The 16,090-nt window shown below is 41.2% G+C and carries 16 protein-coding genes and 2 pseudogenes; 9 read left to right on the forward strand and 9 right to left on the reverse strand.

Annotated features, from left to right (window positions below):
• Positions 1-81 precede the first annotated feature (81 nt).
• On the forward strand, positions 82-555 hold the full coding sequence (locus ACQKL5_RS12785; RefSeq protein WP_402957008.1) for an S-ribosylhomocysteine lyase: 474 nt from the start codon (positions 82-84) through the stop codon (positions 553-555).
• 87 nt (positions 556-642) lie between these two features.
• Here the strand turns inward: ACQKL5_RS12785 and ytzI are convergent, their stop codons facing one another.
• Positions 643-798, reverse strand: coding sequence for a YtzI protein (ytzI, locus tag ACQKL5_RS12790; RefSeq protein ID WP_427609204.1), 156 nt, complete (start codon positions 796-798; stop codon positions 643-645).
• A 123-nt stretch (positions 799-921) separates the two neighbouring features.
• Here ytzI and ACQKL5_RS12795 point away from each other — a divergent pair, with 123 nt between their 5' ends.
• Positions 922-1,362: a Dps family protein gene (locus ACQKL5_RS12795; protein WP_427609206.1), complete on the forward strand. Its 441-nt coding sequence runs from the start codon at positions 922-924 to the stop codon at positions 1,360-1,362.
• A gap of 69 nt (positions 1,363-1,431) precedes the next feature.
• Here the strand turns inward: ACQKL5_RS12795 and ACQKL5_RS12800 are convergent, their stop codons facing one another.
• On the reverse strand, positions 1,432-2,328 hold the full coding sequence (locus ACQKL5_RS12800; protein ID WP_427609208.1) for a DMT family transporter: 897 nt from the start codon (positions 2,326-2,328) through the stop codon (positions 1,432-1,434).
• Between the two features lie 150 nt (positions 2,329-2,478).
• Here ACQKL5_RS12800 and ACQKL5_RS12805 point away from each other — a divergent pair, with 150 nt between their 5' ends.
• From ACQKL5_RS12805 to ACQKL5_RS12815, 3 genes are all read left to right on the forward strand, one after another.
• Positions 2,479-3,870 (forward strand): PLP-dependent aminotransferase family protein, encoded by a 1,392-nt coding sequence (locus ACQKL5_RS12805; RefSeq protein ID WP_427609210.1) that lies wholly within the window; start codon positions 2,479-2,481, stop codon positions 3,868-3,870.
• 29 nt (positions 3,871-3,899) lie between these two features.
• Positions 3,900-4,352: a GNAT family N-acetyltransferase gene (locus ACQKL5_RS12810; protein ID WP_427609212.1), complete on the forward strand. Its 453-nt coding sequence runs from the start codon at positions 3,900-3,902 to the stop codon at positions 4,350-4,352.
• An 83-nt stretch (positions 4,353-4,435) separates the two neighbouring features.
• A complete protein-coding gene (locus tag ACQKL5_RS12815) occupies positions 4,436-5,644 on the forward strand; it encodes a hypothetical protein (protein WP_427609214.1) in 1,209 nt (402 codons plus the stop codon).
• Positions 5,645-5,787: 143 nt separating this feature from the next.
• Here the strand turns inward: ACQKL5_RS12815 and ACQKL5_RS12820 are convergent, their stop codons facing one another.
• Entirely contained in the window at positions 5,788-6,045 is a 258-nt protein-coding gene (locus tag ACQKL5_RS12820; RefSeq protein WP_402969755.1) for a DUF6154 family protein, read from the reverse strand.
• A 241-nt stretch (positions 6,046-6,286) separates the two neighbouring features.
• Here ACQKL5_RS12820 and ACQKL5_RS12825 point away from each other — a divergent pair, with 241 nt between their 5' ends.
• Positions 6,287-6,631 carry a hydrolase gene (locus ACQKL5_RS12825; RefSeq protein WP_427609216.1) on the forward strand — a complete coding sequence of 115 codons (345 nt, stop codon included), beginning with the start codon at positions 6,287-6,289 and terminating at the stop codon, positions 6,629-6,631.
• Between the two features lie 96 nt (positions 6,632-6,727).
• The gene (ytkD, locus tag ACQKL5_RS12830; RefSeq protein ID WP_427609218.1) at positions 6,728-7,219 is read left to right on the forward strand and encodes an RNA deprotection pyrophosphohydrolase; all 492 of its coding nucleotides are present in this window, start codon (positions 6,728-6,730) and stop codon (positions 7,217-7,219) included.
• 55 nt (positions 7,220-7,274) lie between these two features.
• Here ytkD and ACQKL5_RS12835 read toward each other — a convergent pair whose 3' ends face one another.
• From ACQKL5_RS12835 to ACQKL5_RS12855, 5 genes and pseudogenes are all read right to left on the reverse strand, one after another.
• Positions 7,275-8,066, reverse strand: a complete 792-nt coding sequence (locus tag ACQKL5_RS12835) for an ABC transporter permease (RefSeq protein WP_427609220.1) — start codon at positions 8,064-8,066, stop codon at positions 7,275-7,277.
• Complete coding sequence (locus ACQKL5_RS12840) at positions 8,056-8,826, reverse strand: ABC transporter ATP-binding protein (protein ID WP_427609222.1); 771 nt, start codon at positions 8,824-8,826, stop codon at positions 8,056-8,058. Before ACQKL5_RS12840 ends, ACQKL5_RS12835 begins: the two co-directional genes overlap by 11 nt.
• A gap of 25 nt (positions 8,827-8,851) precedes the next feature.
• A pseudogene (locus tag ACQKL5_RS12845) lies at positions 8,852-9,322 on the reverse strand (ABC transporter substrate-binding protein); the annotation flags it as partial.
• A 100-nt stretch (positions 9,323-9,422) separates the two neighbouring features.
• A complete protein-coding gene (locus ACQKL5_RS12850; RefSeq protein ID WP_427609224.1) occupies positions 9,423-10,922 on the reverse strand; it encodes a malate:quinone oxidoreductase in 1,500 nt (499 codons plus the stop codon).
• A 558-nt stretch (positions 10,923-11,480) separates the two neighbouring features.
• Positions 11,481-12,023 carry a TetR/AcrR family transcriptional regulator gene (locus ACQKL5_RS12855; RefSeq protein ID WP_427609225.1) on the reverse strand — a complete coding sequence of 181 codons (543 nt, stop codon included), beginning with the start codon at positions 12,021-12,023 and terminating at the stop codon, positions 11,481-11,483.
• Between the two features lie 166 nt (positions 12,024-12,189).
• On the opposite strand from ACQKL5_RS12855, the gene ACQKL5_RS12860 reads away from it, so the two are divergent.
• Together ACQKL5_RS12860 and ACQKL5_RS12865 are read left to right on the forward strand one after the other, a co-directional pair.
• On the forward strand, positions 12,190-13,620 hold the full coding sequence (locus tag ACQKL5_RS12860; protein WP_427609227.1) for a DHA2 family efflux MFS transporter permease subunit: 1,431 nt from the start codon (positions 12,190-12,192) through the stop codon (positions 13,618-13,620).
• 297 nt (positions 13,621-13,917) lie between these two features.
• On the forward strand, positions 13,918-15,498 hold the full coding sequence (locus ACQKL5_RS12865; RefSeq protein ID WP_427609229.1) for a recombinase family protein: 1,581 nt from the start codon (positions 13,918-13,920) through the stop codon (positions 15,496-15,498).
• 26 nt (positions 15,499-15,524) lie between these two features.
• On the opposite strand, the pseudogene ACQKL5_RS12870 reads toward ACQKL5_RS12865, so the two are convergent.
• Positions 15,525-16,031, reverse strand: a pseudogene (locus ACQKL5_RS12870) (ABC transporter substrate-binding protein); the annotation flags it as partial.
• Positions 16,032-16,090 lie beyond the last annotated feature (59 nt).

Here is a 16,090-nt window from a genome sequence, read left to right on the forward strand (position 1 = left end):
TATCGGCACAAATTTAAAAGGGTGAAATATATTGTATTTCAAGGTAAAATAGAAGAGACATACAATTAAGGAGTGAATTAAATGCCTTCAGTTGAAAGCTTTGAATTAGATCATAATGCTGTTAAAGCCCCCTATGTAAGACATTGTGGTGTCCATAAGGTCGGAACAGACGGTGTTGTTAATAAATTTGATATCCGTTTTTGCCAACCGAACAAGCAAGCGATGAAGCCGGATACAATCCACACTTTAGAACATTTGCTAGCGTTTAACATCCGTAAGCATTCCGAGCAGTACGATCATTTTGATATTATCGATATTTCGCCAATGGGCTGCCAAACGGGGTACTACCTTGTTGTCAGCGGTGAGCCGACCGTGACGGAAATTATCGACGTACTTGAAGATACGTTCAAGGATGCGCTGCAAATCACAGAAATTCCAGCTGCTAACGAGAAACAATGCGGCCAAGCCAAATTGCATGATCTTGAGGGAGCCAAGAAATTGATGAATTTCTGGTTATCACAAGATAAAGCAGACCTTCATAAAGTATTCGGTTAATTTCTAGAAAAAATCCTGTCTTGGAGAAGACAGGATTTTTTTATTTATCGTGATCTTTTTTCTCTTCTTGATCTTTTTTCTCTTTTTTTATTTATCGTGATCTTTTTTCTCTTCTTCGTTTTTTGGAAGCGGGTCAATGGGATCGACAGTATGCTTGTAGCTGTACCCTTTACCGATAGTCAAGACGGATAACCCCAGGACAATCAGAATCACGATAATGGATATCACTAAAACTGTAATCATATGGATAGCTCCTCTTAGGTTATATTTTAGGTTAATTTTAACATAAGAATTTGGACGAGTGATGTTTCGATTTCGGCAGAACGGGAACTATATAACCATAACCAAATAACGGAGGTAGATATTATGGCTCAGAAAAAATTAGGGAAATTAGTGAACAAAGAAATTGCAAACTTCAACGTTCTTTATACAAAAATCCACAATTATCACTGGTTCGTAAATGGACCTCACTTCTTTGAACTTCACCAAAAATTAGAAGAACTATATACAGAAATCGGTACGGATATGGACGAGTTGGCTGAACGACTTCTTGCTATCGGCGAAAAACCAGTCGCTACTCTTAAAGAGTATCTAGAATTGACCACTATAGAAGAAGCAACTGGTAAGGAAAATACAGAAGATATGGTGCAAAGCGTCATAAACGACTTTGAACAACTTTCTACTGAATTCCTGGAAATCATCGAAGCGGCTGAAGAGGAAGATCCTGTAACAGCCGACATGCTGACTAGCATGAAGAAAAGCTTGAATAAACACGCATGGATGTTACGTGCTTACTTAGGTAACTAAGCTTGATTGAAAAAGACCCTACTTCGGTAGGGTTTTTTCGTATGGAATTAAGTAATAAACGTTTGGAAATTAACCGCTTAGGGACTTTGTACTGTTACCCTTATGTGCAAATCGCCGAGTGCCCAATACACATAGGGCCACGGCAATGTTCACGGCTACGAGGGCCATGCTTACTTCTTCATTTAAAATGAATGAAGCAAGCAACAGTCCGAAAAAAGGTTGAAGCAATTGCAATTGTCCAACTGCCGCTATACCCCCTTGAGCGAGGCCACGATACCAGAACACAAAGCCAATAAGCATGCTGAATACAGATACATAGGCAAGGCTGATGAGAGCGGGTTTGCCTATTTCAGTCCACGATTCCGGTGATAGATAAATGGAAAGTGGCAGCATGAGGGGGAGCGAGAGGACCAGTGCCCAACAAATCACTTGCCAATTCCCCAGCCTCCGGGATAAACGGGCACCTTCCGCGTAACCGAGACCACATACGATGATGGAAGCGAGCATGAATGCGTCGCCAATCGGTGAGGATTCCCCATCATGGATGAAGGCATATCCGGCGACGAGAAAGCTGCCGATGAATGAAAAGATCCAAAAGGAGAGGCGTGGACGTTCGCCGCCACGAACGACCCCAAATATCGCCGTCGAGAGTGGAAGTAGTCCTATAAAGATGACGGCATGTGCCGACGTGACATATTGCAGGGCCAGAGCAGTCAACAATGGGAAACCTACCACCACACCAAACGCGATTACGATTAGTGGAACGATATCGCTTCTTTCAGGACGTTTTTGCTTAAATAGGAGAAGGAGGGCGCCTGCTAGAACACCTGCTATCGCCGCACGGCAGAAGGTAAGGAATAATGGATCGAAATCCGCAACAGCTAAGCGTGTCGCAGGGAGTGAGCCGCTAAAGATCAGTACACCAATAAAACCGTTCACCCAACCATTCGTTTTTTTCTTCTTCATGATAAATCACTCCTCAAATCAGGTAAATCCTAAATTTTTTATCTCCTTATTTCCTTTTAATGGATTACAATGAATATATACCGATAGTACCCTTTAATAAACGGCCAGTTTCCATAAATAAAACCATGCCAGTTAGGAGGAAGCATAACAGTGGATATCACGTTCTTCTTAAATCGCCATCTAGATACTCCCTTATATCAGCAGCTCTATGGGCTACTCAAGAAAAACATGCAGGATGGCCATATCCAAAAAGGAGTGAAACTTCCTTCCAAAAGGTTGCTTGCGGCTCAGCTTTCCATCAGTCAAACGACCGTAGAACGGACCTATGAGCAGCTTGCTGCTGAAGGCTATATTGTGAGTAAACCAAGGAGTGGTTGGTTTGCAGATTATGATGAAACGGAGTTCATACATAGTGAAATGGCAAATACCCCATCTAGTAAGCCTGGGACAAAAGAGAAGGAGAACTGGATTGATTTTCATTATGGCAATGTGGATTCTGTTCATTTTCCTTTTTCCGCTTGGCGAAAAAGCATGGTCAGTAGTTTAGACCAATATGGTCAACAGCTTTATCGGCCTGGACATATATTGGGGGAACTTGAGTTGAGGATGCTCATAGCTGAAAACTTGTACCAATCGCGTGGTGTTCGTTGTCGACCTGAACAGGTCATATTAGGGGCGGGGAATCCAATTCTGTTGCAGATGTTATGCCAAATGTTCGGGCGGGATATTAGCATAGGATATGAGGATCCGGGCTTTCCAAGATCAAGGGATATTTTCGAAATCAATTCCATGAAGGTTCTCCCCATCCCAGTGGATGGTGAAGGGATCTGTATGGAAGGAATCCGAAAAGAAAATCCATTTCTAGTTTATGTAACGCCCTCACATCAGTTTCCCCTTGGAACGGTCATGACGATTGATAGAAGAAGACAACTGCTTAAGTGGGCAGCAGAAAATCAATCATTCATCATAGAGGACGATTATGACGGCGAATATAGATACAGCGGACAACCCATACCCTCCCTGCAAGGGCTTGACCAGCATGACCGGGTCATCTACATGGGTACCTTCTCTAAATCGCTTCTTCCTTCCATGCGCGTTAGCTATATGGTTCTGCCTTTATCTCTTTTAGAAAAAGGCAGAGAAATCACTTCCTTATATAAGCAAACGGTGTCTTGTCATATCCAACTGACACTTATGGAATTTATCACTAAGGGAGAATGGCAGAAACACATCAATAGAATGAGAAAGTTGTACCAAAGAAAGAGAGAGATCCTATTAGAGGCCCTACAAATCGAAATGGGAGAACAAGTGAAGATACGAGGAGGAGACACGGGACTACATATCTTGCTTGATGTGAACTCGCGATTTAATGAAAAAGAGCTTATTGAAAGAGCAAAAGAGCAAGGCGTGAAAATTTATCCCGCTTCCCCGTTTTATGCTAAGCAACCTCCGACCACCACCGTCTTCATCGGGTTCGCAGGGGTTTCAGAAGCAGATATCAAATTGGGTATAAAAAAATTGAAAGCGGCATGGTTCAATTGAACGATGATAGAAAGGCGGGAGGGTCTTATATGGAAACTAGCATGCAGCGACTAACGGAAAAGGATTTAGAAGAAGCGGCAAACCTGTTCACCTGCGTGTTTTGTTCCTCTCCCTGGAACGAACCGTGGAGTGTTAAGACGTCTTACAAACGTTTATCGGATATCAGTCTGACTCCTGGATACATAGGAATTGGTTATTTTGATTCCACTGATACATTAACTGGATTTTTAGTTGGAAATGTAGAGCAATGGGCTGATGGCAAGAGTTTTTATATCCATGAAATCTGTGTACTAGGAACCATTCAACAAAAGGGGATTGGAACCCACTTGTTAACATGTTTAACGAATATCTTGACGGAGAAAAAAGTTGATTCGGTCTATTTGTCGACTGAGAGAGGCCAAGGTAAACCAGAGTTATTCTTCTCGAAAAATGGCTTTACGACAAATGAAGCAAGAGTGGTCATGACAATGGATGTAACTTGAATGCTTATTTTTAATTGTGATATTTCTTAAACTAACGGGGCGCTATCGTTAATAATGAATTTTTTTTACAGAGGATGAAAAGGATGAAAGGCATAAATGAATATCTTAAACAGATTACCCACGATTTAGCTAAAGAAAATTTGAATCGTTATTGGCCAGGTTTTGAAACGGTCGCTTACGCACTATATGATAAGAGTTATGTTTATCTTTTCAACCATCCTAGAATGAAAACAAAAAAGCACTGTGATTATCAAATTTTAAATTGGAATGACCAATTTAATGGTTGTACCCTTATCCTTCATAATGATTATCCAACGGCAATTGTTAATATCGAAATGTATGATGATTATAACAATTTATATTCTATTCTCGTACACGAACTATTCCACGGTTTTCAATATGTTAAGGGCGAAACAAGACTTGCGGATGAAGTTCAGGGAATCACCTATCCGTTATCAAAAGAAAATGTGGAGTTGAGAAATCGGGAAAGATCTACCCTTTTTAATGCTGTGTTAGAAAATAATATGATTAAAAAGAAGCGATATCTAAATACTTTCATTGCCCTAAGAGAAAAACGAGCTACTACATTGAATTATTATCTAGAATACGAAAACCTAATTGAAACATTCGAAGGGCCTGCGTGGTATGTCGAACTAAAGGCATACTCGGAAAAGAATCCGATAGGCTACACATCAATCCTAAAAAAATATGGACAACATCTTAAGGACAAATATGAATCCACCTCTGAAATACGTAGAAGTTGTTATAGTTCAGGATTGTTTATGTGCTTGCTACTAGATGAGTTTTCACCAGGGTGGAAGGAAAGTTATTGGGGTAAAGAGGAAACGTTATACGATATATTTAAGAAACTTTCGGATGACGTAATAAAAATAAATGACGTAGAAATAAGTCCCGAAACAGAGGAAGTAATTAATCACTCTATCCAAAATAGAAAAGATACATTTGAAAGTTTTGAACAACAAACAGGAATTCATCTATTTATTGAAGGAGAGATAACTGCTGAATCATATGATCCGATGAATATCGTTTCATATGAAAATAAGCTTTTGCATATGAATTTTTTGAAAGTAAGCATGAACAATGAAGACTATCTGATACAACAGCCGGTAATTGCCTATTGTAAGGGTGGACTTAAGAATATTGTTAAACTGCATTTGATAGTAGAGAAAGACCCCACTGAAAATGGTGATTCACTTACAGTTGATGGTATCGGAAAAATAAAGGGGACATATAAGAAACGGGAAAATGGTTTACATGTATATGTGAATTAGATTCGTTTCTTATTTAACAAAATGGGACTAGTAGTGGCTGCCCACAAGAAGTACCATAAAGAGTCTCTTTTGATGGAATATCAAATTAGCTTGCAAAAAAAGATAGGCGTCCCAAAATGAGGGACGCCTAATATGATATGTAATTAATGTATATTTCGTGGTGAAAAGTGTGTAGGTTTCGTATCGCTTAAGCTATTTTGAGCGAATTTTCCTTTTAACGTTTCAATAATGTAAAGGCCCATAAGATTTGTTAGTTCTTGGTCATCCATCTCTTGAAGCAATTCGAAAATTTCCTTGCGGTCCAGTTGTTCCAAGACGGCGAACGTTAGCATATCAATATCTTCTTCATCACCAGTCAGTTTATTACGGTACATGTTGTATAATTCTTCAATCAACTTCATAACTTTCACCTCACATTTCTTGAAATCCGTTATCTCTTTATATGTAGGTTATCAAAAAAACCTCATGGTGCATATAAAAATCTGTAGGATGCTTGGGCTTATTATATGTTTTACCCTTTGAAAGATACTTTAATCTATTATTTAACATCTTCCCGATTTGTGCAAACAAAATTTTCCATCGTATGAAGCTGAAAACTGGTGGGAAAATAAGCGTAACAGGCAGGGAAAGGGTTGATGATAAGTGACGGAAATCAGGAAAAAATATTATGTATATCTTCCAAATGGGCAAATAACGCAGGATCGGGAGAGCTCTCCATGGAACTTTGAAATAGAAGCAACAGACAACGAAATCATCCAGCTTAGAGAATTATTCGATCACAATTATTCGGTCGGGGAAGCAAATTTTTATCGCGCCCATGTGCCTTATCTGCAATACCATTATGATCGTGAAAATGATGAGCAGGATGTCACGCTTCAAAAGATTTATGAAATGATTTATATGCTTGGAAGCGACGAAGGCAAGCGGCATATTGAAAGTATGGGTATTCTGCAGGCAAAACGCACAGATGATGGCCTTGAGTATTAAGGGGTCATCTTTTTTGCTTCATACCGCATTTTTTATCCTATAATAAAAGTATAACTCAACACGGAGAATAATGGGTGAAATAAGGTAGGGGTAAATATGAAAAGTTTTATCGATGAACATGGTTATAAAGTTGAATTTTCTAATGATCTGGCTTTTGGTGAAGCCCATCATGTTTTTGTTATATGTCGCTTTAACGGGCAGTGGGTATTGACGAAGCATCGCAGGCGCGGGTTGGAATTTCCTGGTGGGAAGCGTGAGGAAGGAGAAACGATCGAAGCTGCGGCAAGAAGGGAAGTCCATGAAGAAACCGGCGGTGTGGTCGATCATTTAATTTTTCTAGGACAATACAAGGTTCATGATCCCATAAAACCGTTTGTCAAATCCATCTACTATGCGCAGCTTAGTGGCCTGGAGAGGAAAAATGACTATCTGGAAACGGATGGCCCACTCCTATTGGCTACACTGCCTGAAGTGGTGGGCGAGGAGTATAGTTTTATTATGAGAGATGAGATTTTGCCGCTGAGTCTGAAACGGATGGAAGAAATGAAGGTTGATCAATACGAGAATCGGCAAAGTGACAGGCAGTAGATTATGATCTAAAAAAACACATGAAAAAACTGCCGATTTATGATCAGCAGCCAGGTCAATCTTTGATCAACTTCCGTTCAAGTAGTTCGACGAGCTGGTACATAATGGTCGCAAATACGGCGATGATCATTAGGGCAAGCATGACGAGGGTGAAGTTGAAGACTTGAAATCCGTAGATGATTAAGTAACCAAGTCCTTTGGCCGAGACAAGAAACTCACCCACGATGACACCGACCCATGAGAGGCCCACGTTTACCTTCAATGTAGAGATGATGGTCGGAAAGGAGGCCGGTAGGATGGCTTCCCGAAAAGATTGTAACCGGGTGGCACCAAATGTCTGCAGGACTTTCAGGTAGTTTGGGTCGACTTCGCGAAACGCGGTATAGACAACGATTGTGGTGATGATGATGGAAATGATCGCCCCCATGGAAATGATGGACGGGAAGCCGGGCCCGAATGCGACAATGATGATGGGACCGAGGGCCACCTTAGGCATCGCATTTAAAATGACGAGATAGGGATCGAGAATGTTCGAGAGTCGTGGAGACCACCAAAGCATGGATGCAAGGACCGTTCCAAGGAATGTTCCGATGAGGAAGCCAAGTACGGTTTCAAATAGTGTCACGCCAGAATGGGAAGGCAGTGAACCATCCGCGACTTTCGTTAGAAATAAACCCCAGACTTTTGACGGAGAACTGAAGATGAGCGGATCAATCCATTTCATCCGCGAACAAATTTCCCATCCGCTGAAAAAGACGATGAAAATGAGGAGCTGATACAGACGGACCAGCCTTTTTTCCTTCTTCAATGAGTTTTTAAATTGGGTATGAAGCTGTTCAATATTCAAGACTCTCTAGCTCCTTCCAAATAGTCTGGAATAAGGCTGTATATTGCTTATGGTTTCTGGCATGAAAAGGTGTCAGTTCGCGCAATTCATCGGGTACATCGAACGTCTTATGGATGACACCCGGCTTTGAAGCGAACAGGTAGATTCGGTCACTCATGGCAATCGCCTCGCCTATATCATGGGTCACGAGGACAGCGGTCTTTCCGAAAGATTTCAATGTTTCAGATACAAGATCCTCAAGCTTTAGTTTCGTTTGATAGTCGAGAGCGGAAAAGGGTTCATCAAGAAGTAGGATTTTCGGATTCACGGCGAGAGTCCGTGCCAGGGCAGCACGCTGTCTCATTCCACCAGAAAGTTCACGCGGGTACGAATTTTCAGTTCCGGCTAATCCCACTTCATTCAATAATTTCATTGCCTTGATATGTTCCAACCCTTCATTTTGCTTCAAAAGGCGTAGCCCCAATGTGATGTTTTCCTCTATGGTCTTCCATGGAAATAAGTAATCCTGCTGCAACATATAGCCGATCGAGAAATCATGCTCTGCCTTAAGCGGTTTGTTTTCGAGCAGGATTTTTCCAGAGGTGGGTGGAAAGAGTCCGGCGATGATGGAAAGCAGGGTGGTTTTCCCGCAACCGCTCGGACCAAGGAAAGAGACGAATTCACCTTTTTCAATATCGAGAGAAATGCCCCCGATTGCGGTCTGGGCCGCTTGATTTGAAAAATACGTGTGGTGAATGTCTTCGATTTTCAAAAAACTCATGAGACATCCTCCTAAACATGTGTAGCTATTTGGCTACTTTTTCGGCAAAGTCCGTATTCACTAAATCTTCATGTTTAACTCGTGCAGGCAGTTCACCGGCTTCATCCATGATATCCTGCAGGTTATTCCATTCCTCTTCGTCAAGAATCGGGTCAGTGGCAAAGGAACCTTGTTCTTTGTAACGGTCGATGACGGTCTCCATCGTTTCAACATCGATATCCTCGAAGAACGGTTGAATCACCTTGGCAATTTCTGCGGCATCCGTATCCTGCACCCAGTCCTGTGCTTTCTTCAAAGTCCGGGTGAACTTTTCCACGGTCTCCTTATCGTCCTTCAGGTAACTTTCCTTTGCCATATAGGTGGTATATGGCAGATGGCCGGACTCCGTACCGAAGGAAGCGACAATATGGCCTTTGCCTTCTTTTTCAAACACACTGGCAGTCGGCTCGAATAATTGAACATAATCGCCCGTTCCCGATGCGAAGGCAATGGCTAACAAAATACACTACATCCCGTAGAATGAGGGGGGAACCTATAAGATGCCTTGTACATAAAAAAACCTTCAATCCATAAAGCGATTGAAGGTTGTATCTCAATTAATTATAGGCTTTTTCTTTTTTTTTGTGTAAACCAAGCACCTCTGCTGTAGAAGCATGAACTTCTTCCAGGACATCTGGGTTATCTTTCAAGGAGATTCCGTATGATGGAATCATTTCTTTTAGTTTCGGTTCCCATTCTTGTTTTTGTTCCGGGAAGCATTTATCAATGATTTGAAGCATAACATGTACGGCAGTAGAAGCTCCCGGAGAAGCACCTAGTAATGCTGCAATCGAACCGTCAGCTGCAGTAATGACTTCGGTACCGAATTGAAGGGTCCCTTTACCTTGGTCCGTATCCTTGATAACTTGCACACGTTGTCCTGCTACGACTAAATCCCAATCTTCTACTTTTGCATTCGGGATAAATTCACGTAACTCTTCAACGCGTTGTTCTTTTGATAACATCAGTTGCTGAATCAAGTATTTAGTCAATGGCAATTCCTTTGCTCCAGCCGATAACATCGTCAAGACATTATTCGGTTTTACGGAAGTGACTAAATCAAGCATGGATCCCGTTTTCAGGAACTTCGGTGAGAAGCCGGCAAATGGTCCAAATAGCAATGATTTTTTATTGTCGATGAATCTTGTATCAAGATGCGGAACAGACATTGGTGGAGCACCCACTTTAGCTTTTCCGTACACTTTTGCATGATGTTGCTCGATGATCTCAGGATTATTACACACCATGAAAATCCCGCTGACCGGGAATCCACCAATATGTTTTCCTTCAGGAATACCGGATTTTTGCAGTAAGTGCAAGCTTCCGCCGCCGCCTCCGATAAAGACGAATTTTGCTGTATGACGTTCTACGTTACCGCTTGCGTTTCTGACTTTCAATTGCCATGAACCGTCGCTAGCACGTTTGATATTATCTACACTATGTTTGTATTTAATGTCGACGTTTTTATTTTCTAGATGGTCAAATAACATACGTGACAAGGCACCGAAGTTAACATCTGTTCCAGAGTCAATTTTAGTTGCCGCAATGCGATCATTCGCTGGACGGTTTTCCATGATAAGTGGAATCCATTCCATCAATTTCGCTGGGTCCTCGGAAAATTCCATTCCTTGGAATAGAGGGCTTTCTGATAGCGCTTTAAAACGTTTCTTTAAAAATTCAATATTTTTTTCGCCTTGCACCATACTCATATGTGGCAATGACATGATGAAGTCTTGTGGATTACTTATCAGCTTGTTCTTTACAAGGTAAGACCAAAACTGTGTGGAAAGTTGAAACTGTTCATTGATTTTGATGGCTTTGCTAATATCTATAGAGCCGTCTGGTTTTTCAGTGGTGTAATTAAGTTCACACAATGCTGCGTGTCCTGTCCCCGCATTATTCCACTCATTAGAGCTTTCTTCCCCCGCGCTTTCAAGCTTTTCGAACACTTTGATTTCCCATTCCGGTACTAGTTCTTTAAGCATTGTCCCCAAAGTCGCGCTCATGATTCCGGCACCAATTAAGATGACGTCTGTTTTGATTTCTCCGTTGCTCATCATTACCATCCTTATACCCTAAAATTTGCAGGAAGGATGTAGGTGGTCCTGCTTAGGCGTCACAATAAGCCAAGGCGTGACCTAGTCACATCTTTCCTGTCTTTATTATAAGCATATCATACTGTATTGCATTTTTTAATAGATTAAAATTGCAACTATCACTATATTGTTAAAATATAGTTGGTGTGAAAAAGTGAACGTAAATTTTATTGCTTCTTTAGTTTTGAGTGTAAACCCCATACCAATAGGTAAAACCACTGGAAACAAGATCAACCCATCCTAAATTAGGCTCCTTGCCATTTCATTAAGATCTTTTTGTACTTCCGTATTTATATGCATTTACCAACCTATATAAGGAAACTACAGGATAAAGACATACAAAAGACCATGACATAAGCGAGCATCCTAGTTGATAAATAAGGTCGATTTTATTTTACACCTTTTAACAAGAAGAATGCATAATAAATGTAAAAAAAGTGCATGTTAAATGATTGTTCATACTTCGCCCATTACATCGTATTACAAAGAGCTTTTCCTTGTAACAGGAATTTACTGGGATTATCGATATAGTTCAATAATTTGCTGAGCGATATATTCAGAACTGAAGTGCACCCCATCTTTGAGCCACCACATGATGATCCCAAGAATGGAGGATGCGAGAATATCCATGGATAGAGTGATTTCTTTAGCAACAGTACGGCCGCTTACACGTTTTACTACAATCGAGTCCTTTAAGAGCATATGCAGTTTCTTCTTGAAGCCGGGGTGGGCAAAAAGAACGGCAAAAAGTTTCCGATGCTTATAAAAATAATCGAGAAACGTAATTAATCGTTCCTCATCATTCAAATTATCAATTTGTAAAATGGGTGAAATTTCCAACGTTAAATCGTCGAAGATATCGTAAACCAATTGCTTTAACAAATCGTTAATATCTACATAGTGTAAATAAAAAGTTGCACGGTTTAGCTCAGCACGCTGAGATATTTTTTGTACGGTTAGTTTAGAAATATCCGGGTTTTCAATCAATAGCTCTACAACTGCTTCTTTAATCATCCGCTTTGAGCGAAGAGCACGAGGATCCTGTTTTTTTTGTGTAGACAAATTAAACCTCCTTCATCTATTATCTTTAACTTATTTAATAAAATTTAAAAATGTGTTGTTTAATTAACACTTCATAGAAAATTGTGAATAGGCATGGAAAAAAATGAATGGTACTATCTATTTTATTGACACTGTGTCAAAAAAGCAAATGAAGAGAGGATAAAATATGTCGGAATCGATAAATACAAAAGTGTTATTAACCGTGTTGATTTTAGGATGTTTTTTATCTACGCTAAATCAAACATTGTTAAATGTTGCATTGAGTAACTTAATGGATGTATTTTCGGTCTCTGCTACAACCGTACAGTGGATATCCACAGGTTTCATGTTGGTTAATGGGGTGCTGATCCCGATTACAGCCTATCTAATGAAACGCTTTTCCACACGCCAATTATTTCTGAGTTCGATGCTATTTTTATTAATTGGTTCGATCTTGTGTGCAGTATCACCGAATTTCTCCATCTTACTAATGGGACGGATGATCCAAGCAGTTGGTGCGGGAATTATCATGCCATTGCTCATGAGCGTGGTCATGGTTATTTTTCCTCCAGAAAAAAGAGGCAGCATGATGGGGTTAATGGGATTAGCCATTATTTTTGCTCCAGCCATTGCACCGACATTAGCAGGTTTTGTTATTGAGTATTATTCATGGCGTTGGCTATTTATCGGAATCATTCCATTTGTGGTGATCGTCATTTTATTAGCTCTGAAATATTTAATTAATGTAACGGAACCGGAAAAAGCGAAGCTGGACGTGGGAAGTGTTGTGTTATCTACGTTGGGATTCGGCCTTATCTTATATGGTTTCAGTAATGCGGGTAGCCATGGTTGGGATGATAAGGTTGTCGTGTCGACGATAGTTGTGGGAATAGTGATCATTGCTATTTTCTGCCTTCGTCAAATTAAATCTTCTGATCCGCTTCTTAACTTATCCGTCTTTAACAGTAAAGTCTTTACGCTAACTTCCATCATTAACATTTTTGTCACGATGATGATGTATGCAGATATGATTTTGTTACCTATCTATTTGCAAAATGGTAGAGGGTTTACAGCATTCGACGCTGGTTTGTTATTATTACCGGGTGCCATCATCAATGCACTGATGTCTCCGGTTACAGGGAAACTATTTGACCGATTTGGTGCAAAACCATTATTCCTCATCGGTTTGATTTTGATCATTCCTTCGATGTGGGTCGTGACGGATTTAACAGAATCCACGACCTTTGTTTTTCTAATGGTACGGACGATTTTCTTACGTATCGGACTGAGCTTCATTACCATGCCATTGAATACGGCTGGATTGAACGCCTTGCCGAAAACACTTGTGACGCATGGGACGGCTGTGAATAATACGGTTCGCCAAATTGCAGGTGCCATCGGAACGGCTGTAGTCGTTACCGTTTTTACCGCACAATCAACCAAACATGCGGAAACATTACTAGGAGAAACGCCAAATGCAACGGCTGAAGCGGTAGGCTCCCTTGCTGCTATTTTAGGATCAAGTGACGCCTATTATTTCATGACGATCTTGGCTGTCGTCGCCTTTATACTGACGCTTTTCGTTCCATCTAAGAAAAAAATGAAACAAACATCCTAAATGATGAAGGCCAGTACATTCGTGTGCTGGTTTTTTTTATGTCCTTGGAAGATTACTAATACTATCACTCCAACAGAAATACATTATAGGAATCCATGCTAACGGGGTGATGGCCATCAAAGAAGATAGGATTGCATTGGGGCAAATCAAGTATTTGCACAGATCAGACAAGGAACATGACTATTTGATGGAGGATTCCGATCATATAGTGAAGGTTAGTTTGACATTCACCAAGAGTTTAGAAAAAAACGATTCGGCGAAAAAAGGGCTTACAGCATTTTTTAGGGGGATATGGTCTTGAGGAATGGCGAGAAGAAACGAGTATGGTGCCTGTATCGTGTATCTACCATGAAGCAAGTGGCCACTGATGATGACATTCCTATTCAAAAAAACGCGTGCCATGATTTCGTGAACCATAAGCAAGGCTGGGAGATTACCAATGAATTGATAGAAAAAGGGGTGTCAGGGTGGTCAAAGAAAGCGGATGAAAGGGACGCATTGAATACGATTAAACAAGCGGCCTTGGATAAGGAACTCGATGTTCTATTGGTATTCATGTTTGACCGGTTGGGAAGGAGGGAGGACGAAACGCCATTGATCGTTAATTTCCTGAATCAAAATGCCATCGAAGTTTGGTCAACGCAAGAAGGGCGACGGAACACGGAATCGCACATCGATAAGTTATTAAATTATATTAGTTTCTGGCAATCCGACGGGGAAAGCCAGAAAACGTCGATGAGGGTTAGAGAAGCTAAAAAACAGCTAAGCGAACAAGGATACTTTCAAGGAGGGGTGGCGCCGATTGGGTACAGGATCCTCGAAACGAATCGATTGCACTGGAAGAACAAAGACAGATATCTGAAAGAGTTGGCGGTGGATGAAGGAGAGTCGGAGATGATCAAGCTGATCTTCAGTTTATATGTCGACCGCCACATGGGCTATCGGAAGATCGTGGATTACTTGAATAATAGAGGCTACAGAAACCGGGAGGGCAACTTATTTGGAGTTAGTACCATCCAGCGCATTTTATCCAACCCGATTTATATAGGAAAGAAACGCTACAAAGGGTTTAATGGGGAGGAGGGACATACTCAGCCGTATAACGAGACGTTACAAATCGTTTCAGATGACCTATTCAAGCAAGCCGAGCAGATTAGGAGCACAAGGAGGAACCACATTAGGAAACAAGACAAATCAGGCATACCACTCGCAGGGAAGCTGATGTTTTCGGGATTGGCCCATTGTAAGTATTGCGGGGCAAAGCTGAGCGGGAACTACCTGTATCGAAAACAAAAAGGTACGGGCGATTCTACTGTTTCGTATCGGTATAAATGTCCACTCAATAAAGGTAAGGCAAATGGTGAGCATGTAAGCAGTACATGGGAAGCCAAGAAGTATGATGGAATCCTGATGCAACAGGTGAAGGCCGTGCTTTCACAGCTGGATTTAAGCCCATACATGGCCCACGCTGTTCACAAACAATCCCATCTGGACCAGTGTGAGCGGAATTTAAAGCGATTGGATAAGGAATATTTAGCATGGATGAGGCAATTAGAGAAGCTCCAAGCTGAAATCAGTAAATCATTGGTGGGCGAGAGTGCATTTACCCCGGAACAACTGTCGGGTGCCATTGAAGATATTAATAGGAAGGTGGCTGAAAATGCCGCTAGTAGGATGAGGGTAAAAGCAGACATGGAAAATCGCAGCTCCGAAGTTAATGACGTGGAACACTGGGAACGGTTATTTGACAAGGCGGACAATGACTTGAAGAAGGCGATGCTATCGAGGATCATTGATAAAGTGATCTTAGGGAAAGATGAAGTGGAAATCAGGTTCAATTTAACCCTTCAGGAGTGCCTGCGACCAAACAATGGGTGACCTTCTTAACTGTGCATTTCGTTACTGGATGCAAATGCGGTCGCGATATTCGCAAAATCAATATTCTGAATGAGCTTTAAATCTTTTTTAGGGTCGATATTATGTTTCTTCAAGACAAATTCCCCAGCCATTTGCGGCATTCCGCCTTTCCGCTGTCCTAGGAAAGTGGAGCCTTTCAACATATCCCATTCGAAATTTTCAATCTTTTCACGTGAAACAAGGAAGGTGCCATCCGTTTGCGTTAACTGGGCGAAGTTAATGACCGGGTCACTCGATCCTTGGGCCTGGACATAGATGGATGTTTCCGATCCGACGAGTGCAATGTCCGCTCCATCAGACAGTAAAGTGGTCATCGTCTTATCCCCACCAGCCGTCGTTTTTAAATCAATTTTCAGGCCCTCTTCTTTAAAGAAACCTTTTTCTATTGCAACATATTGTGGCGTATAGAAAAGCGAGCGCGTCACTTCGGCCACACGGACTTTCGTCGTTTCTTCTTTCTTTTTGCCACAGGCCCCGAGTGGAATCACAAGCATACAAACAAGTAAAAATAAGACACCCACTTTACACCATTTTTTCAATTTACCTTCCTCCT

Source organism: Peribacillus sp. NPDC097675 (genome assembly GCF_050277655.1).
Lineage (GTDB): Bacteria > Bacillota > Bacilli > Bacillales > DSM-1321 > Peribacillus.

Excerpts from the sequence above, each read along its gene's own strand:
- ACQKL5_RS12785 (WP_402957008.1), top strand. The coding sequence starts at position 82 with ATGCCTTCAGTTGAAAGCTTTGAATTAGATCATAATGCTGTTAAAGCC.
- ytzI (WP_427609204.1), bottom strand. The coding sequence starts at position 798 with ATGATTACAGTTTTAGTGATATCCATTATCGTGATTCTGATTGTCCTG.
- ACQKL5_RS12795 (WP_427609206.1), top strand. The coding sequence starts at position 922 with ATGGCTCAGAAAAAATTAGGGAAATTAGTGAACAAAGAAATTGCAAAC.
- ACQKL5_RS12800 (WP_427609208.1), bottom strand. The coding sequence starts at position 2,328 with ATGAAGAAGAAAAAAACGAATGGTTGGGTGAACGGTTTTATTGGTGTA.
- ACQKL5_RS12810 (WP_427609212.1), top strand. The coding sequence starts at position 3,900 with ATGGAAACTAGCATGCAGCGACTAACGGAAAAGGATTTAGAAGAAGCG.
- ACQKL5_RS12815 (WP_427609214.1), top strand. The coding sequence starts at position 4,436 with ATGAAAGGCATAAATGAATATCTTAAACAGATTACCCACGATTTAGCT.
- ACQKL5_RS12820 (WP_402969755.1), bottom strand. The coding sequence starts at position 6,045 with ATGAAGTTGATTGAAGAATTATACAACATGTACCGTAATAAACTGACT.
- ytkD (WP_427609218.1), top strand. The coding sequence starts at position 6,728 with ATGAAAAGTTTTATCGATGAACATGGTTATAAAGTTGAATTTTCTAAT.
- ACQKL5_RS12840 (WP_427609222.1), bottom strand. The coding sequence starts at position 8,826 with ATGAGTTTTTTGAAAATCGAAGACATTCACCACACGTATTTTTCAAAT.
- ACQKL5_RS12850 (WP_427609224.1), bottom strand. The coding sequence starts at position 10,922 with ATGAGCAACGGAGAAATCAAAACAGACGTCATCTTAATTGGTGCCGGA.
- ACQKL5_RS12860 (WP_427609227.1), top strand. The coding sequence starts at position 12,190 with ATGTCGGAATCGATAAATACAAAAGTGTTATTAACCGTGTTGATTTTA.